This window comes from Microbulbifer magnicolonia, from assembly GCF_035117725.1.
GTDB classification, from domain to species: domain Bacteria; phylum Pseudomonadota; class Gammaproteobacteria; order Pseudomonadales; family Cellvibrionaceae; genus Microbulbifer; species Microbulbifer magnicolonia.
In genome coordinates this window covers 66188-87580 of record NZ_JAYEFD010000005.1, presented here as the reverse complement: position 1 = coordinate 87580, position 21393 = coordinate 66188, and the positions used below count along the sequence as shown (strand labels likewise).

General features: G+C 61.6%; 14 protein-coding genes. 6 read left to right on the top strand and 8 right to left on the bottom strand.

All coding sequences use genetic code 11. From position 1 onward, the window contains the following. The first annotated feature begins 499 nt into the window (after positions 1–499). On the top strand, positions 500–2119 hold the full coding sequence (locus tag RRF64_RS17560) for a thrombospondin type 3 repeat-containing protein (RefSeq protein WP_323847234.1): 1620 nt from the start codon (positions 500–502) through the stop codon (positions 2117–2119). Between the two features lie 588 nt (positions 2120–2707). After that, a complete protein-coding gene (locus RRF64_RS17555; RefSeq protein WP_323847233.1) occupies positions 2708–4918 on the top strand; it encodes a thrombospondin type 3 repeat-containing protein in 2211 nt (736 codons plus the stop codon). A gap of 241 nt (positions 4919–5159) precedes the next feature. Here the strand turns inward: RRF64_RS17555 and RRF64_RS17550 are convergent, their stop codons facing one another. From RRF64_RS17550 to RRF64_RS17530, 5 genes are all read right to left on the bottom strand, one after another. Beyond that, the gene (locus RRF64_RS17550) at positions 5160–6893 is read right to left on the bottom strand and encodes a dipeptidyl-peptidase 3 family protein (protein WP_323847232.1); all 1734 of its coding nucleotides are present in this window, start codon (positions 6891–6893) and stop codon (positions 5160–5162) included. A gap of 158 nt (positions 6894–7051) precedes the next feature. Continuing rightward, the gene (locus RRF64_RS17545; RefSeq protein ID WP_323847231.1) at positions 7052–8851 is read right to left on the bottom strand and encodes an ABCB family ABC transporter ATP-binding protein/permease; all 1800 of its coding nucleotides are present in this window, start codon (positions 8849–8851) and stop codon (positions 7052–7054) included. A gap of 185 nt (positions 8852–9036) precedes the next feature. Continuing rightward, positions 9037–9648, bottom strand: coding sequence for an NUDIX hydrolase (locus RRF64_RS17540; protein WP_323847230.1), 612 nt, complete (start codon positions 9646–9648; stop codon positions 9037–9039). A 108-nt stretch (positions 9649–9756) separates the two neighbouring features. Beyond that, entirely contained in the window at positions 9757–12933 is a 3177-nt protein-coding gene (locus RRF64_RS17535; protein WP_323847229.1) for an efflux RND transporter permease subunit, read from the bottom strand. 20 nt (positions 12934–12953) lie between these two features. Continuing rightward, positions 12954–14225, bottom strand: a complete 1272-nt coding sequence (locus RRF64_RS17530; RefSeq protein WP_323847228.1) for an efflux RND transporter periplasmic adaptor subunit — start codon at positions 14223–14225, stop codon at positions 12954–12956. A 199-nt stretch (positions 14226–14424) separates the two neighbouring features. Between RRF64_RS17530 and RRF64_RS17525 the strand changes: the two genes are divergently transcribed. The 4 genes from RRF64_RS17525 to RRF64_RS17510 all read left to right on the top strand — a co-directional run bounded on the left by RRF64_RS17525 (position 14425) and on the right by RRF64_RS17510 (position 19360). Beyond that, positions 14425–15858, top strand: coding sequence for a basic amino acid/polyamine antiporter (locus tag RRF64_RS17525; RefSeq protein WP_323847227.1), 1434 nt, complete (start codon positions 14425–14427; stop codon positions 15856–15858). A 27-nt stretch (positions 15859–15885) separates the two neighbouring features. Continuing rightward, positions 15886–17154, top strand: coding sequence for an arginine deiminase (arcA, locus tag RRF64_RS17520; RefSeq protein ID WP_323847226.1), 1269 nt, complete (start codon positions 15886–15888; stop codon positions 17152–17154). A 157-nt stretch (positions 17155–17311) separates the two neighbouring features. Continuing rightward, the gene (gene nhaC, locus RRF64_RS17515) at positions 17312–18778 is read left to right on the top strand and encodes a Na+/H+ antiporter NhaC (RefSeq protein WP_323847225.1); all 1467 of its coding nucleotides are present in this window, start codon (positions 17312–17314) and stop codon (positions 18776–18778) included. A gap of 42 nt (positions 18779–18820) precedes the next feature. Continuing rightward, the gene (locus tag RRF64_RS17510; RefSeq protein ID WP_323847224.1) at positions 18821–19360 is read left to right on the top strand and encodes an NUDIX hydrolase; all 540 of its coding nucleotides are present in this window, start codon (positions 18821–18823) and stop codon (positions 19358–19360) included. A gap of 97 nt (positions 19361–19457) precedes the next feature. Here the strand turns inward: RRF64_RS17510 and RRF64_RS17505 are convergent, their stop codons facing one another. The 3 genes from RRF64_RS17505 to RRF64_RS17495 form a co-directional block, all read right to left on the bottom strand. Next, a complete protein-coding gene (locus tag RRF64_RS17505; protein ID WP_323847223.1) occupies positions 19458–19775 on the bottom strand; it encodes a YqfO family protein in 318 nt (105 codons plus the stop codon). A 260-nt stretch (positions 19776–20035) separates the two neighbouring features. Next, a complete protein-coding gene (gene trxA / locus RRF64_RS17500; RefSeq protein ID WP_323847222.1) occupies positions 20036–20890 on the bottom strand; it encodes a thioredoxin in 855 nt (284 codons plus the stop codon). A 120-nt stretch (positions 20891–21010) separates the two neighbouring features. Then, entirely contained in the window at positions 21011–21391 is a 381-nt protein-coding gene (locus RRF64_RS17495; protein ID WP_323847221.1) for an MmcQ/YjbR family DNA-binding protein, read from the bottom strand. Between the last annotated feature and the right edge of the window lie 2 nt (positions 21392–21393).

The window sequence follows — 21393 nt, the reverse complement described above, 5'->3', positions numbered from 1 at the left end:
CTCAGCATTCGTACCGAGATGGACCTCGGTTTCCACTTGCGGAGTCGGAGATCTGACATGGCGAGACAGGGACGTCTAGCCACGCCGGATTCGATCGGATTCGCCGCCGGCATCTTCGGGGAAAGTGTTCGCCGGAACAGCCCCCCTTCCATCTGGATCGGTCAGTGTCGATCCGGTGTTTGCCTGACTGGATATTTCCAACTGCGCAACGCCCTGGCTAAAAGGTCGCGCTCCCCGCTGAAAATTCCTCCACAAAGCGCAAACTTTTCCGTCTAGTTTTTCGACAACGCGGACAGTCACTACTAAAAGATTTCTTATCCAGAACTAATTTCAAGAATTAAACGTTCTGGACAGCGGCCATTAGCGGAAAACTACTCATCGCAGTGCGCTGGAAAATACCGGCATCACTGATTTCCGCCTCAGCTCCCGAAGTGTTACGCAATAAAAATTTTGATGGCGCGATGCCTCCAACTAGCGTTGCACCATCTGGATATAAAGTATGAATCGTCTCTTTATCGTGCTCCTGGTTGCGCTACTGGCGCTTAATGTCGGCTGCGGCTCGGATAACAATCGGAACAGCCGCAACATCGACGAAGACCCGACCAACAATTCGAACACTTCCGATGACGATCCCGCTGGTGATGAAGACAGCGACGGTGTCGTCAATGGCGAAGACAATTGCCCAAGCGACGCCAATGCAGAACAGGCCGACCAGGACAACGATGGCTCCGGGGACAGCTGCGACGAAGACGTGGACGGTGACGATATTGCCAACAGTCAGGACAACGCGCCGCTGGCGGCCAACCACGAGCAAACTGACAGCGATGGCGACGGCGAAGGCGATGTCAGCGACAACGACATCGACGGCGACGAAGTGACCGATTCCCTGGACAACTGCCCGAGGGTTGCGAACCCTGATCAGGCGGATTCCGACAACAGCGGTGCCGGAGATGCCTGCGAGCCGAGCGACGATGCAGACGCAGACGGCGTGGACGAGCACTTGGACAATTGCCCCGACCAGCCGAATCCGGAACAGCTCGACCTGGACTCAGACCATATCGGCGATGTCTGCGACAGCGACGACGACGGCGACGGCATCGAGGATGCACAGGACAACTGCCCACTCCAGCCAAACAGCGAGCAGGCCGACAGCAATGGCGACGGACTCGGCGATGCCTGCGGTAACGACGCCGATAAAGACGGTATCGAAGACGAGAGGGATAACTGCCCGGAAATTCCCAATCCCCTGCAGGACGATACGGACAGCGACGGTGCCGGCAACTTTTGTGATAATGACGACGATGGCGACGGTGTCGAGGACGGGTTCGACAACTGTCAATTCGCACGCAATCCGGATCAGTCCGATTGGGACAACAACGGTGTCGGCGACGTCTGTGACGGCGACCTGGATGGAGACGGCATCGTCAATGAGATGGACAACTGCCCGCTGAAGCCCAATCCGGACCAGCGCGATACCGACGGTAACGGCATCGGCGACGTCTGTCACGGCGACATCGATAGCGACGGCGTCGCCGACGTCGGTGACAACTGCCCCTCCACGCATAACCCTGAACAGGGAGATGAGGATGGTGACGGTTTCGGGGATGCCTGCGACAGAAACATTGTGACGTGCGAACCCGGCGGCCTGTTTGTGCCGATTGTTCAGCCGCAGGCCATCGTCAGCAGCAATAACAACAGCACAGATTGCCCGCTTTGCACGGTCACCGACGAAGACAAGGTGGTCGATAATATCCCGACCAATGCCGCGCAGATGTCAACACCTCTCGGCAACGGGAACAGCACTTATGTCCGTGTCACCGATACCGACACAATCTACAGTGGCACCCTCAGAGCCGGGTTCATCGTAGAGAACCCACAATCACCGCTGGGCCAGCTGTCACTGCAGAGTATTACGATTTCCACGCTGCTGAATGGCCAGCTGGCGGAGAGTGCAGGTGGCGCGAATCTGCTGCAATTCGGACTGCAGGACGGTGGACAGCGCAGACTGCTGGCCATCGCCACCGAGCTGGAATTCAACGAAGTCCAGATTGGCCTCGGTGCCCTGGATACCCTGGTAAATCAGCTGGATGTCTACCAGGCCTGTATCGCACCACATTAGAAAAGCCCGGTGGCTTCCGTGCAGTCAAGGCCGCTCTGCGCGGCGCCATCTGAGACCTATAACAGTCGGCATTCTCTCGGCAATCGGCCTTCGGCGCCCAGGTCCTCTCGGGAACAGCGCCCCGTCCGACAACGAACTCCACCCGCAATATATCTGTGCAACAGAACTGACTCTGCGCCACGGCGCTGTTCCTCGTGGATATTGTGTGGAAATGCCGGCGCAATTGGCCGTCCAGATTTTCGGTTCACCCGCGCCCTGATCCGTTGAACCGCATGCCATTGCGTGTTGTCCAGTACGCCTGCCAATCTATTACTTGACCAATCCCACGCCAATATTTAGCCACAAGTCACATTTTGCATTAGAACTCAGTCTGTAAAGAAGTATAAAAGCGTCCGGCACCCTGGGCCGCAACTAACGGGCGTTCAATAAAACCCGATAGCGGCAACCGGGCCGGTCCTACAGGGAAGTAGGTGGTGGAAGTACAGCGCATAAAAAAAACCGCTGCACTTCCGTCTGCTTGATATGCACAAGCACACCTCGCTGCTCTGGCAGATAACAAAAAGGAAATTTGTTCCGGAGAGTCCATTCATGCGTCGTTTACTCCTCGTATTGTTCAGCGCCATGGTCCTTACCTTGACCGCCTGCAGCGCGGATACCAAGAAGGGCAGAAAATTCAGCACAGCAACAGCACAAGCGACCACCGCTACCGTTGTCGATACCGATAGCGATGGCGTCACCGACAGCGGTGACAACTGTCCAGAGGCCGCCAACGCCGACCAGGCCGACACGGACAGCGACACCGTCGGTGACGCCTGCGATGCCGACATGGACGGCGATGATGTCGGCAATGACCAGGATAATTGCCAGTTGATTGCCAACCATGAGCAATCGGATATTGACGGCGATGGTATCGGCGATGCCTGCGATAACGACCGCGACGGCGACGGCATCACTGACAGTCTCGATAATTGCCCGGATATCGCCAACCCGGATCAGGCCGATCAGGACAAAGATGGTATCGGCGACGCCTGCGACACGGACAGTGACACCGATGAAGACGGTGTCGACGATGGCGACGACAACTGCCCCACTGACGCCAATTCCGACCAGACGGATACCGACACCGATGGACAGGGTGACGCCTGTGACAGCGATGACGATGGGGACGGTACTGGCGACGGCAGCGACAACTGCCCACAGACAGCCAATAGCGACCAGGCGGACCAAGACGACGACGGTATCGGCGACGCCTGCGATGGCGACCGCGACGGCGATGGCGTCGACAACGACGGCGACAACTGTAAACTGATCAATAACCCCGACCAGAAGGACGTCGACGGCGACGGTATCGGCGATGCCTGCGACGACCTGATCGACAGTGACGATGACGGTGTTGGCAATGACGAAGACAACTGCCCGTCCCATCCCAATTCCTCGCAACAGGACACGGACGGCGACGGCATCGGCGATGCCTGCGACGATCTGACCGACAGCGACGACGACGGCGTCGAGGACGACACCGACAACTGCCCACTGGTGACCAACCGCGATCAGCAGGATAGCGACGGCGACGGCACCGGCGACGCCTGTGACGATGATGACGACAATGACGGTATCGGCGACGGTGACGACAACTGCCCTCTCGACCCAAATGCGGGTCAGGAAAATACGGACCAGGATGAACTGGGCGATGCCTGCGACGACGACCGCGACGGCGACGAAATTCCCGACGAGGGTGATGACTGCCCGCTGGATCCCACCAACGCGTGCGATCAAGGAGACAGCGACGGGGACGGCATCGACAACGGCGAAGACAACTGCCAAAACGTTGAAAATCCGGACCAGGCAGATCTGGACAGAGATGGCCTTGGCGACCGCTGTGATGATGACGCGGATGGCGACGGCGATTTCAACGACGACGACAACTGCCCGATGACCGCCAATGCCGATCAGCTCGACACGGACGAGGATGGCATCGGCGATGCCTGTGACGAAAACCTGGATGGCGACGGAGTCAACGACGACGTCGACAACTGCCCGCTGACACCGAACAGCGGCCAGGAGGACAGCGACGGCGACGGTATCGGCGATGCCTGTGACCCGGATCAGGATGGCGACGGCTATGCCAAAAACGACAACTGCCCGACCATCCCTAACCCGGATCAGGCGGATTCGGACCTCGACGGCATAGGCGATGCCTGCGATCCGGACCTGGACAATGACGGAGTAGCCAACGAAACCGACAATTGCCCGCAGACAGGGAACCCGGATCAGGAGGACAGCGACGGCGACGGCATCGGCGATGCCTGCGACTACGGTAACGGTTTCAGTTGCTTACTGTCCCCTGACATCCAGGTGGATGACGGGATCGTTGAACCCTGCACCGGCTGCGACGTCATAGGCGTTGAACGGCTGATCGACGGCAAGTTCGGCAACGCCGCGCGCATCCAGGTGGCAATGGACGCAGGCGGCAACGCCTACATCGACGTCAACAGGAACTCGATCGCAAACGGCAGTTACTGGATCGCATTCCTGGTGGGGTCGGCTTCATCTTCATCGCCGCTCGATGAGGAAATGCTGGACACCATCACTGTCAGTACCCTCCTGAACGGCAGTCCCACCGGCGACAGCGCGACAGGAAAATCACTAGCACTCTTCAACCCTGACGGCGCACCGAGACTCCGGCTGCTGCAACTTAACTCGACGCAGGAATTCAACAGCGTCCGTCTGAGTCTGGGCAGTCTGCCGACGGAAGTAAACCAGCTGGATGTGTATATGCCCTGTCTGATACCGCGTTAACATTGGGAAGTGACGCGATAAGCCAGCCCCGGCCAAAAGCCGGGGCTTTCTTTTGGCGGTCACTCTGGCCGCGGGAAAATATCCTGTCCCAGTCCGGCCCTCGGTGGATGAGCACATTGCGATCTAACGCAATTTATAAATCACTTACCCCACGGCAAACACTTGAGTCAAAAGTGCAAGCACCGGATAAAAAAACCCGGCCTGGGCCGGGTTCTTTAGGGTTTGAAAGGTATTCGCCGGACTATTTCAATCCCAGCACTTCCTTGCCCTGAATAAAGGTCACATCCACCGGAATATCCGCTTCCGCCAGGCGATCCAGGTCGGCCTGCAGTTCGGCACCGATCACGCCCTTGCCTTCCAGCAGTTCCTTCGCCCTGGCGTAGTCGCCGTCGCCCTGGATAGTCAGGATCAGCTTCGACAGCTCAGCCATGGCTTTTTGCATCTTCTCGAAGTTCACGCGGTACTGGCCGCTTGCCGGATCGCGGGTGAAGGCACCCTGCTCCTTGAAGAAGTTGAAGCGCATCATGTTCGCCTTGCCGTGGGCGCTGGCGGCGCCGAAGCGCACGCTGCGGAAGATGCTGGCGAGGAAGGTGACGTAGTTGTCCATCAGCTCGCCCTCTTCGATCTCGCCCTTCTCATGCAGACGGGTGACCATGTACAGGCCGAGGATGTCCGCCTTGCCCTCTTCCAGTGCGGAGGAGGTTTCCTTCAGTGCCTGGCGGACGTTGCTGCCATCGGTCACGGTCTTCTTGATGCCCAGGCCGTGCGCCACTTCGTGGAACATGGTGTTGGCGAAGAAGGCCGGGAAGGTGATGTGCTTGCGCTGGTCCTCGGCGATCAGCACTTCGCTGATCGGCACCAGGATCTTGTCGAACTTCGCGCGCATCGCATTCTTCAGCTGCAGGCGGCGGGTGCCCTTGGCCAGCTGCACTTCCTCGTCGTTCGGCAGGTTGATGGCGATGGTCTTGGAGCCGGCGTTGCTGTGGCCCGCGTAGTAGAGCACATCGTAGGCGTTCAGATCCGAGTCGGTGCCCGGCGTCTCCGCCTTGTATTTTTCGTCGACCGGCAGGCCCTTCTGCAGCTCCGGCAGGAAGGCGGCGAACTTGGCCAGTTTTTCGCTCCACTCCTTGTCCTTCAGCAGCACATAGGCCTCGTAGGCGGTGCGGTAGGCAAACAGCTGGTCTTCGTAGTTTTCGATCGGGCCGATAACCACGTCGATTTCGTTGTTCTTCATGTCCATCCAGGCCATGTCGCTCGGACGGAAATCATCGCTGACCAGGGCGTCCGCGCGCATGCGCAGGTAGCCGCCAAACTCCTCGTCCTCGGCCAGCGCTGCGGCCTCGCGCAGGATCTCGGCAGCGCGGGTCAGGTCGGTCTTGTAGGCCTCGCTGTATCGGATCAGCTCCAGCTCGCCTTTGTCGTTGCGGCGCACCAGCGAATAGAGACCGTCCTTACCCGGCTGGTTCCATGCTTCGAACTCGGCCTTGGTCATATCCGCCGGATAGAAGTTCGCGCCGAGCGGCTTGGGGCCGTAGCCTTCGACAAACGGCTTGTTGTCGTTCAGGCGATCCCAGGGGCCGTAGTTGATCTTGGCGAATTCGCGCTTGCGGTTGTCATCGATACTCCCCAGCAGCTCTTCCGCGGGGCCGTAGGACTGCAGCCAGAACAGGCGATCCATGATCTGGCTGGCATCGATCAGCAGGCCGATCATCTGGCGTTGGTCATCGGAGAGATCGCTCAGGTCCGCATTCAGCTCTACCGGCACGTAGATATCGAAGCGCGTGTCGGCGTCTTCCACCGGCTGATCCGCCGGCGCAGGGACGGTTTCCGACTCCACGATCTGCGCCTCGGCCTCGGCCTGTGCGGTTTTTTCTTCCTGCTTGTCGCGGGGAGCGCAGGCGCTCACCAGGGCCAGCGCCAGCAGCGCGGCGATGATCTTTGCCGATTTCAACGGCGATAGCATAGGGATCGTCATAGGAGGTTCTGCCTATCGTTATCTTTTGTCCGGCGCCACATTAGTCTGGCTGCGCGCAATTATCAAGGCGCTGGGAGCGCCGAGCCGTCTACCCTGGCTTAAGGCTCCGGCTCGGCTTGCGAAGCGCACGCCCGCGCGGGCGAACACAAGTTCCATCCCTACACGGTCGTTTCCGGGCGGCGCTCCTGCTGCTGCAGGCGCCAGAGCGTCGCGTAATGACCATTCTCCGCCAGCAGCTCAGTGTGGGCGCCCTGTTCCACGATACGCCCCTGCTCCATTACCAGGATCACATCGGCGTCCACTACTGTCGACAGGCGGTGCGCGATCACCAGCGTGGTTTGCTCGCGGGCGATTTCCCGCAGGGATGCCAGGATCCCCTGTTCGGATTTGCTGTCGAGAGACGAGGTGGCCTCGTCGAACACCATGATCGGCGGCCGCTTGAGCAGGGCGCGGGCAATGGCAACCCGCTGCTTTTCACCGCCGGACAGCTTTAGGCCGCGCTCACCGACCAGGGTTTGCACACCCTCCGGCAGCTGCTGCACGAACTCGTGTAACTGCGCGTGGCGAATCGCCTCCATGACGGCTTCGTCGCTGGCGTCCACGCGGCCGTAGCGGACATTTTCCAGAATCGACTGATTGAACAGCACCGCATCCTGGGGCACCACGCCGATGGCGCCGCGCAGGGATTCCTGGCTGACGGAACGGATGTCCTGGCCGTCGATCAGAATGCGGCCGGCGGTGACGTCGTAGAAGCGGAACAGCAGCTTGAACAGCGTGGACTTGCCCGCGCCACTGGCGCCGACAATGGCGACCTTCTGTCGCGGTTCTACCGCGAAGCTGATACCCCGGAGAATTTCCCGGTTCTGGCGGTAGGCGAAGTGCACATCGTCAAACTCGATGCGCCCTTCTCTGATATCCAGCGCCGCGGCGTCGTCCGCATCCTGCACCGCCGGCTGCACCGTCAGCAGCGAAAACATCTTCTCGATATTCGCCAGCGCGCCCTTCATTTCCCGGTAGACGAAGCCGAGGAAATTCAGCGGGATAAAGATCTGCATCATAAAGGCGTTGATCAGCACAAAGTCGCCGATCGTCATCTGCCCCCTGGTGACATTGAACGCTGCCAGAATCATGGCACCGCACATGGCAATGGCGATGATCAGTGCCTGCCCGGCGTTGAGCCCGAACAGCGACAGCCGGTTCTTGCGCCGCGCCTGCTCCCACACCGCCAGTTCGCGATCGTAATGGCCGGCCTCGTGCTGCTCGTTGCCGAAATACTTCACGGTCTCGTAGTTCAGCAAGCTGTCCACCGCACGGCTGCTGCTCTCCGATTCCGCCTGGTTCAGCTCGCGCACAAAGCGCGTGCGCCACTCGGTGGCGACGACGGAAAAGCCGATGTAGACGACCACTGCACCGAGCACCAGCGCGGCAAATGCCGCACTGTAATTCCACCACAGTAGTCCGGCGACCATCGCGATTTCCACCAGCGTCGGCACTATGTTGAACACCATAAAGCGCATCAGGAAGCCGATGCCGGCATTGCCGCGCTCGATATCCCGCGACAGGCCGCCGGTGCGGCGGTTCAGGTGGAAGTCCATATCCAGCTTGTGCAGGTGTTGGAACACCTCCAGGCCCACACGGCGCTGGGCGCGCTCGGTCACCCGGCCGAATATCGTGTCGCGCAACTCGCCGAACAGTGTGCTGGCGAAACGCACCGCGCCGTAGGCGAGCAGCAGGCCCAGCGGCAGCGCCATGGCCTGGGCCGCGCCGCCCGCGGCGTCCAGATCGTCGACGATATGCTTGAGGATAAACGGCAAGCCCACGCCGGCGACCTTGGCGCCGACCAGGCACAACAGCGCGAGTGCGACGGCGCGCCGGAATTCGAGCAAGTAGGGGAACAGCGTTTTCAGTGCGCCCCAGTGCACTTCGTCCAGGGCAACGGCGGATTTGGGTCTGGGCATGGTAAATCTCGGAGGTCTCCGGCGGGAATTATACATGCCGGGACTCGGGGTTCAGCGCTATGCGGGGTGCGCCCTGCGCACCGGCGGGGTCGATGGGCGCGCAGCGAGGTCGAAGATGCGCGCGGCGCACCCTGCGGGCACTGGCGGAAATTATAGCGCGGCCTGGTGGGAGCCTGACCTGCCGATTAGCTCAGCGCCCGCAGCGGCACATCGTCGCGGTGACCGATCGAGGCACCGAGTATCTTGACCAGGAACTCGGTCAGCACACCGGCGGTAAAGCCCCAGATCTCGTAATCGCGGAACTGGTAGGCGGGCAGGTAGACGGGGCGCTTGTCGATGGTCACGCGATCGGTGCGGATGCGCGGGTCGGCGAGAAAGAAAGACAGGGGCACACGGAACACCGCGTCCAGTTCGCCCGGGTTCGGCGTCACGGCCACATCCGCCGCCACGACACCGAGCCAGGGCGTCACCTGCACCTGCCAGCGGGTGGTGCGCCGCCACAGCGGCCCCAGTAAGCGGACCTGATCTGCGGGCACCCCGATCTCCTCTTCGGTTTCCCGCAGTGCGGTGAACTCCAGCGATGGATCAGTAGCGTCCCAGCGGCCGCCGGGCAGCGAGACCTCGCCGGAATGGGTGGACAGGTTGGCGGATCGCTTGGTGAGGATGACTTTCGGGTCTGGCTCATCGGTCAGCGCGAGCAGCACCGCGGCGTGACCGTGCAGATCCGGCCCGGTGGGCACCTGCGCCTGTAACTGGTCCCGCAGACGGGAAATTTTTTCCTCAATTTGCGCCAACATATAACCCGATTTACACCTCTGCACCCGACTTCCTCATATTTTACTCAAACTACTATCAAGTCCCCTGAGGCGCCAGTCCTAATTCGGACTGGGGACAGCCTCGCCGGTTTATCCGCCTTCCCGCTCGCTGCCCGGCTGCGCCCCTTCCGCACGAAAAGTCGGCGTGTGGCCGCCCTTCACTTTCTCACGCAAGGACTGTACCAGCGCGTAATAGACCGGCACCAACAAGGTGGCAAACACGGCCGCGGCGGTCATGCCGCCGAATACCGCCAGGCCCAGGGAGATACGACTGGCGGCGCCGGCGCCGGTGGCCAGCAGCAGTGGAATCACGCCCAGCACGAACGACAGGGCCGTCATCAGCACCGCGCGAAAGCGCAGCTGCGTTGCACTGATCGCCGCCTCGGCGACCGGCTTGCCTGCGTCGCGCTCGAGGCAGGCGAACTCGACGATCAGGATGGCGCTCTTGGCCGCCATGCCGATCAGCAATACCAGCCCGATCTGGGTGTAGAGATTGTTGACCGCGCCCATCAGCCAGTTCACCAAAAGCGCACCGGCAATCGCAATCGGCACGCACAGCATGACCGCGATCGGAATGACCCAGCTCTCGTATTGCGCGACCAGGAACAGGTACACGAACACGATGGCGAGCGAAAACAGGATCGGCGCCACATTGCCGGACGTGATTTCCTGCAGACTGGCGCCGGTCCATTCATAGCTGTAACCGGCGGGCAGGCGCGCGGCGATTTCCTCCATGGCTTGCATGGCCTCGCCACTGGAATAGCCCGGCGCCGGCGCGCCGTTGATGGTGACGCTGTTGTACAGGTTGTAGCGATCGATGGTCTGCGGCGCCACGGTGGGTGAGATTGCGGTGACCGAGGTCACCGGCACCAGTTCACCGCTGTTGGCGCGCACGAAAAAGCCGGCCAGGTCCTGTTCCTCGCGACGAAACTGCTGGTCCCCCTGCACCATGACCCGGAAGACCTTGCCGAACAGGTTGAAGTCGTTGACGTAAAAGCCGCCGAGCTGCGTCTGCAGCGTGGCGTAGACATCGGTCAGTGGTACGCCGAGGGTGTGCGCCTTGTCCCGGTCGACGTCGAGTTCCAGCTGGGGCGTGCTGGCCTGGAAACTGGTAAACGCCTGGGCGATTTCCGGCCGCTGGTTCGCCTCGCCCAGCACGTCGTACATGACACCCGCCAGCTCCGCGGCATCGCGCCCCATCAGATCGGTGAGGATAAATTCGAAGCCGCCGATGGTACCCACACCCGGCAGCGGCGGCGTGGGAAACACCATGACGCGGGCTTCCGGTATGCCCGCCACCTTCTGCTGCACGCGCCGCATCACCGCCATCTGGTGCTGCGACCGTTCCGGCCGGTCTTTCCACGGATGCAGGATGCCGATCATAAAGGCCGCGTTGGAGCTGACATTGCGCGCCAGCACGTTGAAGCCCGGCACCGCCATCACGTGCGCGATTTCCGCCTCCTCTTGCATCATGCCCGCGATCTGCTCCACCACCGGGCCGGTGCGCGTCAGCGAAGCGCCCTCGGCCAGCTGCACATGTACCAGGAAGAAGCCCTGGTCTTCGTCGGGAATAAACCCAGTGGGCACGCTGGTAAACAGCCAGTAACACAGCGCCACCAGGCCGGCGATCGACAGCAGGCCCATCCAGGGGCGGGCCACCCAGAATCGCACCATGCCCATATAGGAATGGGTGAGTTTGTGCAGCGTCTTGTTAAACCAGCCGAAGGGTCCGCTCTCCTTGATGCCGGCGACGTCCCCGCCTTCGCTCTTTTTCAGCAGGGTGGCACAGAGCGCCGGGCTCAGCGTCAGGGCGTTGATGGAAGAAATGACCACCGCCATGCTGATGGTGATCGCGAACTGCTGGTACATGCGCCCGGTCAACCCGGGCATCAGCATCACCGGCACGAACACCGCCAACAGTACCAACGTCGTGGCGATGACCGGGCCGGTGACCTCCTCCATCGACTTCAGTGCCGCATCCCGCGGCGACAGGCCCTCCGCCATCAGTCGCTGGGTGTTCTCCACCACGATGATGGCGTCGTCAACGACGATGCCGATGGCGAGGATCAGCGCAAACAGCGTGACGGTATTGATGGTCATGCCGAATGCCAGCATCAGCGCAAAGGTGCCGATCAGCGACACGGGTATGGCGATGGCGGGAATCAGGGTGGAGCGCACGTCCTGCAGAAACACAAAGACCACCAGTATCACCAGCACCAGGGCGATCAGCAGTGTCTCCACCACCTCCCGGATCGAGGCGCTGACGAAATCGGTGGTGTCGTACAGAATGTCCGCTTCCAATCCCTGCGGGAAACGCTCCGCCAGCACGGCGACGCGGTCCCGTATGCCCTCGGCGACGCTGAGTGCGTTCGCATCCGGCAGCTGGTAGACCGCAATCACCGCCGCAGGCTTGCCATCGAGCCGCCCGTAGGCGCTGTAAAACTCGCTGCCCAGCTCCACACGGGCGATATCTCTCATTCGCACCATGCCGCCGGCGGGATTGGAGCGAATGCTGATGTCCTCGAATTCCGTCGCGTCGACCAGGCGGCCCTGCGCGAGAATGTTGTACTGGAACTGCTGACTCTTCGCGATCGGCGGCGAGCCAATCTGCCCGGCGGCCACCTGCATGTTCTGTGCGCGGATAGCGGCGATGACATCCTGCACCGTGACGTTCAGTGACGCCATTCGGTCCGGATTCAGCCAGATACGCATGGCGTAATTCAGCGAACCGAGGATTTCCACGTCGCTGACCCCGGGCACCCGGGCCAGCTCGTCGCGGATAAAAATTTCCGCGTAGTTGGCCAGGAACAACTCGTCAAACTTTTCGTCCGGGGAAACGAGGTTGACCACCAGCAGCATGGTATTGGATTGTTGGCGGACAATAACGCCATTGCGGCGCACCTCTTCCGGCAGGCCAGGGGTCGCCTGTTGCACGCGGTTTTGCACATTGACCTGGGCAATGTCGTCGTCGGTGCCGGTCTCGAAGGTCACCGTGAGACGGTAACTGCCGTCGTTGCCACTGGAGGAAGCCATGTACAGCATGTTCTCCACGCCGTTGACTTCGCCCTCCAAGGGCACTGCCACACTGTCGCGCATGACTTCCGCACTGGCGCCCGCGAAGCGTGCAGTGGCGGTGACCGTGGGCGGCGTGATATCGGGAAACTGGGCGACAGGCAGAAGTGGCAGCGACAGAAGTCCCGCCAGGGTGATCAGTATGGAAATGACGAAAGCAAAGCGCGGTCGCCGGATAAAAAATGCACTGATCAAATATTTAAACTCCCTGTGCCCTATTTGCTGCCCGGCGGCATATCCTGCTGGCGACGTTCCTCTTGGCGCTGCCTTTCCCGGCGCTGGTCCGCGGCGCCCCCGGACTCCCGCATCTCGGCTTCCGCGGCCTTTCGCTTAAGCTCTTCTTCGTACGGGTTGCGGGCCGAGCTTTGCGGTGCCACTGGCTGTTCCGCGATCACGCGCTGCAGACCGTTGACGATCACTGGCTCGCCGACTTGCAGTCCCTCCTCCACCGCCCAGAGTTCGCCCTCGCGCTGGCCCAGCTTCAGGTAGCGGCGGTGCGCAATATTGTTTTCATCCACCACAAACACATAGCGCCCCTGCATGTCCTCCAGCACCGCCGACTGGGGCACCAGGGGCCGGAGCTGCTCCGGCCCGCCGTAGACGCGCACCGACACCCGGGCAAACTGGCCCTGGATCAGCAGCTGGTTCGGATTGGGGAATTCCACCCGCACCGCCACGGATCCGGTATTCGGATTAACCTTGTTGTCGACAAAGGCGATGGTACCGGGAAAGGGGTAGAGCGTGCCGTCTGGCAATTCGATGCGGATGTCGCGCCGCCCCGGCGGCAGTCCCTCCAACCGGCGCTGTGCCTCTTCGACCTGGACGGAAAAAATGCGGTCCTCCGGCACCTCAAACAGCAGCCATACCGGATCGGTATTCAGTATCGTGGCCAGCGGCTCCGACTGGGGGCCGACCAGCGCGCCCTCCGTAAACGAGGAGCGGCCGATGCGCCCGGTCAGCGGGGCGTAGATCCTGGTATAGGAGAGATTGAGTTCGGCGCTGTTCACGTCGGCCAAGGCCGCCTGCAGACCGGCCTGCGCCTGCTCGAAATCCCCCTCCAGCTGGTCCATGGTCGACTTGCTGATAAACCCCCGTGGCGCCAGTCCAAGGCCTCGCCGGTAGTTGCGCTCCGCCACGTCCAGTGCCGCCCGCGCGCGGGATTCGGCAGCGCGGCGGTTTTCAAGTGTCGCCACAAATGGCTGAGGATCTATCTCGTAGAGCAGTTCCCCCTGCTTGACCAGACTGCCCTCCTCGAAATAGCGTCCCTGGATATTACCCTCGACCCGCGGCCGCACATTCAATTCGTCAGTCGCCTGCACGCGACCGACATATTCGAAACGGGGAATTACCGGCTGCTCCCGCACGATCAACACCTCAACCGGGGGCGGTGGCGGCTCGTACGCCTCGTCTCCGCGATCACCGCAGGCCGCGAGCACCAGCAGGACTGCCGCGCCAATGGCCGAATTCAGACGGAAGGGTTTCAACATCGTTTACAACATACGGCCAATAAGTCGGAACTCATGTCACAAATATAGATGGTGCGACTGGCGCGAATCAGCGCCAGGAGCAAGCCGACGCCACAATCGACAGCGGTCACCGGTGGAGTTGCGGAAAAAGAAAGGACAAAAAGACAGATAAGGGGACGCGTCTACACTGAACAAAACAGTGTCAAGCAGACGGATCGCGATGACCGCTGAAGCCGAACGCAACCTCACCCGCACCACCATGATGGGCATGGTGGTCGGCTCCATGGTCGGCGCCGGCATATTTTCGCTGCCGGCCACCTTCGGCAATGCCACCGGACCCTTCGGCGCCCTGATCGCCTGGGCCATTGCCGGTACCGGTATGCTGATGCTGGCATTCGTGTTCCAGTTCCTCGCCGTGCGCAAGCCCGACCTCGACGCCGGTATCTTCACCTACGCCAAAGAGGGCTTCGGCAACTACCTCGGCTTTATCGCCGCTTTCGGCTTCTGGGCCGGCAGCTGCCTCGGCAACACCACCTATTTCATCCTGATCAAGTCGACGCTGGGCGCGGCGGTGCCCGCCTTCGGCGAGGGCAACACCATCCCTGCCGTGGCAATCTCGTCTGTCATTCTCTGGTCGATCCACTTTATGATCCTGCGCGGCGTCAAGCAGGCCGCAGCCATCAACAAAGTGGTGACCATCGCCAAGATAGTGCCGATCATCATTTTCATCATCATCCTCGCGTTTGCATTCAAGAAAGACCTGTTCGCCGAGAGTTTCTGGGGCGGGGGCGATTACAACTTCGGCGATGTGATGGGCCAGGTCCGCCGCACCATGCTGGTGACCGTATTTGTGTTTATCGGCGTCGAGGGGGCCAGCGTCTTCTCCCGCTACGCCAAGAACCGCGCGGATGTGGGCTGGGCCACGGTGATGGGCTTTATCGGCGTGCTCTGCCTGATGATTCTGGTGACGCTGCTGCCCTACGGCGTGATGCTGCGCCCGGACATTGCAGATTTGCGCCAGCCGTCGATGGCCGGTGTGCTGCAGGCGGTGGTCGGCACCTGGGGCGCCGTGTTTATCAGTATCGGGCTGATCGTTTCCGTGCTCGGCGCCTATCTTGCCTGGACCCTGCTGTGCGCGGAGGCCCTGTTCACCGCCTCCAAATACGAGCTGGTGCCCAGGGTATTCGGCCGCGAGAACAAAAACGGCGTACCGCATATCGCGCTGTGGCTCACCAATATCCTGGTGCAGATATTCCTGATACTGACGATTTTTGCCCAGTACGCGTTCGACCTGACACTGGAGATGACCAGTGCCATGACGCTGATTCCCTATCTGCTGGTGGCCGCCTACGGCTTCAGGCTGGCCTTCACCCGCGAGACCTATCTCAGCGATCCGGTCAGCCTGCGCAACCGCGAACTCTTCTTCGCTCTGATAGCCTCCCTGTACGCCCTGTTCATGATTTTCGCCGGCGGCCTGGAATATGTGCTGCTCGGCTGCATCCTGTTTGCGCCGGGCACCCTGATGTTTATTTTTGCGCGGCGCGAACGCGGCTTGTCCACTTTCACCAAACCCGAGCTGCTGCTGTTTGCGGCCACGGTGATCGGGGCGATTATCGGCATCTATGCACTGGCCACCGGGGCCATAACGCTGTAACAAGGGCTTGAAACGGAGCAGAAACAGATGGCAAAAGCCAAGTCGAATTCTGGCGCCACGCTGGGCGTGCACTCTGAGGTGGGCGTACTGCGCAAGGTGATGGTCTGCGCTCCGAGCCTGGCGCATGCGCGCCTGACGCCGACCAACTGCGACGACCTGTTATTCGACGACGTGCTCTGGGTGCAGAATGCCAAGCGCGACCACTTCGATTTCATGACGAAGTTGCGCGAGTTCGATATCGAAGTGCTGGAGATGCACAACCTGCTGGCGGAAACCGTGGCCGTCCCGGAAGCAAAAAAATGGCTGCTGGACCGCAAGGTGACGCCGAACAATGTGGGGCCGGGCCTGATGGAGGATACCCGCGCTTACCTGGAGAGCCTGGAACCACGCAAGCTGGCGGAGTTTTTGATCGGCGGTCTGTCGGTACTGGACCTGCCGGACGAATTCTCCAAATCCGAATTCATGGAACTGGCGCGGGAAGCCCACGGCGCGACCGAGTACCTGCTGCCGCCGCTGCCGAACACGCTCTACACGCGCGATACCACCTGCTGGATATATGGCGGCGTGACCCTGAATCCGCTCTACTGGCCGGCGCGCAAAGAGGAGACCTTCCTCACCACCGCCATCTACAAGTTCCACCCGGATTTCACCCGGGAAACCTTCAGCGTCTGGTGGGGCGATCCCGATACCAATTTCGGCCAGGCAACGGTGGAAGGCGGCGATGTGATGCCGGTGGGCAACGGCGTGGTGCTGATCGGCATGAGCGAGCGCACTTCCCGTCAGGGTATCTCGCAGCTGGCGGCGGCGCTGTTCGAGAAAGAGGCCGCGAGCCAGGTCATCGTCGCCGCCATGCCGAAACTGCGCTCGGCCATGCATCTGGACACGGTGTTCACCTTCGCCGATCGCGATGTCGTCACCCTCTACCCGGAGATCATGGACCAGGTGCACCCGGTGGTGATGCGTCCGGGCGAAGGCAAGGCCCCGCTGCATATCACACTCGAGAACAAACCCTTTATTGATGTGGTGGCCAGGGCGCTCAACCTGAAGAAGCTGCGTGTGGTGGAAACCGGTGGCGACGCCTATGCCGCCGAGCGGCAGCAGTGGGACAGCGGCAACAACCTGGTCGCCGCCAAGCCCGGCGTGGTGTTTGCCTACGACCGCAACACCACCACCAACACCCACCTGCGCAAGGAGGGTATTGAAGTGGTGACCATCGTCGGCGCGGAACTGGGGCGCGGCCGCGGCGGCGGCCACTGCATGACCTGCCCGATAACGCGCGATCCGATTGAATTCTGAAGCGCGGCCTCATCGCGACAATTGCTTTGTGCAACTGTCGGGTAGCGCCAAAAATTAACTTCCCGTCACCCCCGCGAAGGCGGGGGTCCAGCAATCATGGAGTTTCTGGATTCCCACCTTCGCGGGAATGACGATTTTTTCATACCGGTAGTCAGCGGTGACCAAGCAAATTACCGAACGCAGGATCCGCGAGCCGTCCCTGGTCGATGCGCTGATTCCCCTGGCCACACTGACGCTGCTGATCGGTGGTGCGCTGGCACTGTTCGGACTGAATGCCCTCGACGGCCCGATTCAGGCGGCCATGGTGATCTGCTGCATGGTCGCGGCGTTGATCGCACTGAAGAATGGCCATACCTGGGAAGCAGTGCAGAAGGCCGGCCAGGGCGCCCTCGCCTCGGTCACCAGCGCTATTTTCATCCTGCTCGCGGTGGGCGCGCTGATCGGTACCTGGAACCTGTCCGGCACCATTCCGACCCTGGTCTACTACGGCATCCAGGCGCTGTCACCGGCCTGGTACTATGTCGCCACGGCGCTGATCTGCGGCGCCATCGCCATGTCGATCGGCAGCTCCTGGACCACCGCCGGCACCATCGGCGTGGGTCTGGTGGGCATCGCCCTGATGATCGGCGTCTCGCCGCAGATCACCGCCGGCGCGGTCATTTCCGGCGCCTATCTCGGCGACAAGCTGTCACCCCTGTCGGAGACCACCATCCTCGCCTCCCAGATGGTGAAGGTCGACGTCTACACCCATATCCGCAACCAGGCCTGGACTTCGGTACCGGCCTTTCTGATTGGCGCGGTGATCTTCACCCTGCTCGGCCTCGGCCGCGTCGACGCGGAGTACCAGACCGAATTACAAGAGGCGGTCGAGCTGGATGCGCTGAACGGCATCTACCACATCGGCCTGCTCAATCTGCTGCCGCTGGCGCTGCTGGTCGCGCTGTCGATCCGCAAGACGCCGGCGTCCCTGGCGCTGCTGATCTCGGCGCTGTTCGCCGGATTGCTGGGGATTTTTCTGCAACCGCAGGTCTACGCCGATTTCGCCGGCACCGAGGGCCTGACGTTATCCGGCGCTGTGGCCGCCATCTGGCAGGCGCTCGCCAACGGTTTCGAGATGAATTCCGGCATCGCCGACGTCGACCGGCTGCTGTCCCGCGGCGGCATGTCGAGCATGCTGCACACTTTATGGCTGATCATGGGCGCCGTGACCTTCGGCGCGCTGCTGGATGAATTCGGCCTGATCAAGCGGCTGATTGATCCGCTGATCTACCGCGCCAAGTCCATCGGTGGACTCTTTTTCGCGGTATTCGCCAGCGCCTTCGGCCTCAATGTGGTGGCCGGCGACCAGTACATAGCACTGGTACTGCCCACGCGCATCTATCGTGCAGAATTTGCCAAGCGCGGGCTGGCCCCGCAGAACCTGTCGCGGCTCGCCGCCGACTGCGGCACCGTCACCTCGCCGCTGGTGCCCTGGAATTCCTGCGGTGCCTTTATGGGCGCGGTGCTCGGTGTGCCCACCCTGCTCTATCTGCCCTTCTGCTTCTTCAATATCGCCAGCCCGCTGCTGAGCGTGCTCTACGGCTTTACCGGCTTCAAGATCGTCAGGCAGGAAGATACCGACTAATCCGCGACTGACGGTCGGCGCCGCCGCGAGTATACTGGCGCCATGAAATTCTGCAGTCACTGTGGCAGCGATGCCGTTACATTCGCCATTCCCGAAGGCGACGACCGCCCGCGCCACCTGTGTGGCGGTTGCGGCGCTATCCACTACATCAATCCACGCGTGATCGTCGGCTCACTACCCTATCTCGGCGACAAGGTGCTGCTGTGCAAGCGCGCCATAGAACCGCGTCTCGGGCTCTGGACCCTGCCGGCGGGTTTTATGGAGAACGGCGAGACCAGCGAAGAGGGCGCGCTGCGGGAATCCTGGGAGGAGGCGCGGGCCAATATCCGCGTCGACGATCTCTACACCATCTACGACATACCGCATATCAACCAGGTCTACCTGATGTATCGCGGCGAGCTGACTGACACCAATTTCGGCCCCGGACCGGAATCCTTAGAGGTGGCGCTGTTTCGCGAGGACGATATCCCCTGGGACGAGATCGCCTTCCCGATCATGCGGGAAACGCTGGAGCACTATTTCACGGACTGTAAGGCGGGGCGCTTTCCGCTGCACCGCGGCGTGATTCATCGCAAGCTGTAGTTTCGGGGCTCGGGACTCCGGATTCCAGTAGGGTGCGCCGCGCGCACCGCGCTACCTGAGGTGCGCATGGCGCACCCTACGGGCAGATGGAGGGGATTCAACCGCAGCGCCCGTCCAGTTTCCACAGATCGAAAGCCGGCTCCTCGTAAGGGTGCGCGCCGCGCAGCGCCGCCAGCGCCGCGTCGACAAGCTCGTCGGCACACACCATCTCCACCCGGTACTCCGCCACCCGCTCCACCGCGCCGGTCTGGCCGATAAACGGCTGGCTGCCCTCGAGCGGGCGGAACTGACCGGCACCCAGGACCTGCCAGCAGCAGGAGTCGTAATCACCGATGCGCCCGGCGCCGGCGGCGAACAGGGCGCCCTTGACGGTTTCGAGGTGGGATTCGGGGATATAGACGCAGAGTTTGTACACGGTTTCTCCATGTCCCTTTTAGGAGCGGCGGGGCGGCCGTCCGCCGGTGGCCGCGATCGGGTGCGGGGAGGTTCGCCAAATCAATCGGCTAACGCAATGCAAGGCCCTGCTGCCGGTGGCCGCCCGGGAAATATTTACCGATCAGGTTTTTTCTCGGGCGGCCACCGGCAGCGGGGCCGACTGGAGCCCGCGTCTTTCCGGGCATCGATCGCGGCCATGGGCGGATGGCCGCCCCGTCGCTCCTACAAAAATGAATTCGGTTAAAACAGCAGCGTCATCAGCTTGCGCTGGTACTGGGCCGCCAGCGGGTCGCCCGCACCGAGGCTCTTGACGATGTCCAGGAAGGCCTGCTTCGCCGCGCCGTCGGCGAAGCCCATATCCTTGCGCAATATGTCCAGCAGCAGTTCCAGCGCGTCCTGGTGGCGGCTGTTCTGGCTGTACTGCACCGCCAGCTTGTAGGCGGCATCGTAATCCTGCGGATTCTGCTCCAGTGCCTGCTGCAGCGCCTTGATCTCCGGCGACTCCGCCGCCTGCAACTTGAGTTCCAGCTGCGACATCAACTGCTTATAGTCGCTGTCCTGATCCGCCAGCATAATCTTGCCGAGCACCGCTTCCGCCTCGGGGGTGCGGTTCTGCTCCAGCAGTACCGCCGCCAGCTGCTTGGCAATATCGGCGCGCTCGGAGGACTCGCTGTAGGCCTGGCGCAGCAGCGGCAGCGCCTCATCCAGCTTGTTTTCCGCCACCAGCGCCTGGGCCCGCTGCAGCTTGATATCCCAGGGTTTCGGCAGGTATTTGTCCAGCATCTCGCGGATCTGCTTCTCCGGCTGCGCGCCGGCAAAGCCGTCCACCGGCTGGCCGTCCTTCAGCACCATCACCGTCGGCAGGCTGCGCACACCCAGCTGGGCCGCCAGCATCTGCTCGCTGTCCGCGTTCACCTTGGCCAGCAGGAACTGGCCGGCGTATTCATTGGCCAGCTTCTCCAGCACCGGCATCAGCTGCTTGCACGGCTCGCACCAGTCGGCCCAGAAATCCACCAGCACCGGGCGCTTCATGGATTCATCGATCAGTATCTGCTGGGCGTTCTGCGCCGTTACCTCGACAATAAATTCGTTCACAACCACTCCCAAAATAATCTCATCAAATCGTGTGTTCGCAGGATGGCCGAAGGAGCGAAGCCACGCGCCCGCCAGCCGGGTTGATGGGCATACCAGGCTCTGTCCATCCTGCGGAATTTGCTAGCGATATATGGTATCAGCACCATGTGCGAATTCGAGCGCCTCGCGTTCCACTTTGCGCAGGCCCTTGACGATCAACCCGTAGGACCTGTCCATCATCCGCTCGATTTCGTAGTCGGGCACTGTGCCATCCAGCAACACCGTATTCCAGTGTTTCTTATCCATGTGGTAGCCCGGAATGACACCGGGAAAGATATCCCGCAGCGCCTGGGCCTCGTCCGGGTCGCACTTGAGATTGACGCTGTCCACGCCTTCGCGATGGCCGAGCAGAGCGAACATCTTGCCCCTGACCCTGAACACCGCCACTTCGGGGCCGAAAGGGAAGTCCTCAATGGCCTCGGGGCGGGCCAGCAGGTGTTCGCGCACTGTCTTGCGGTCCATGG

Excerpts from the sequence above, each read along its gene's own strand:
- RRF64_RS17555 (WP_323847233.1), top strand. The coding sequence starts at position 2,708 with ATGCGTCGTTTACTCCTCGTATTGTTCAGCGCCATGGTCCTTACCTTG.
- RRF64_RS17530 (WP_323847228.1), bottom strand. The coding sequence starts at position 14,225 with ATGTTGAAACCCTTCCGTCTGAATTCGGCCATTGGCGCGGCAGTCCTG.
- RRF64_RS17495 (WP_323847221.1), bottom strand. The coding sequence starts at position 21,391 with ATGGACCGCAAGACAGTGCGCGAACACCTGCTGGCCCGCCCCGAGGCC.
- RRF64_RS17540 (WP_323847230.1), bottom strand. The coding sequence starts at position 9,648 with ATGTTGGCGCAAATTGAGGAAAAAATTTCCCGTCTGCGGGACCAGTTA.
- RRF64_RS17510 (WP_323847224.1), top strand. The coding sequence starts at position 18,821 with ATGAAATTCTGCAGTCACTGTGGCAGCGATGCCGTTACATTCGCCATT.
- RRF64_RS17550 (WP_323847232.1), bottom strand. The coding sequence starts at position 6,893 with ATGACGATCCCTATGCTATCGCCGTTGAAATCGGCAAAGATCATCGCC.
- RRF64_RS17560 (WP_323847234.1), top strand. The coding sequence starts at position 500 with ATGAATCGTCTCTTTATCGTGCTCCTGGTTGCGCTACTGGCGCTTAAT.
- arcA (WP_323847226.1), top strand. The coding sequence starts at position 15,886 with ATGGCAAAAGCCAAGTCGAATTCTGGCGCCACGCTGGGCGTGCACTCT.
- RRF64_RS17525 (WP_323847227.1), top strand. The coding sequence starts at position 14,425 with ATGACCGCTGAAGCCGAACGCAACCTCACCCGCACCACCATGATGGGC.
- RRF64_RS17545 (WP_323847231.1), bottom strand. The coding sequence starts at position 8,851 with ATGCCCAGACCCAAATCCGCCGTTGCCCTGGACGAAGTGCACTGGGGC.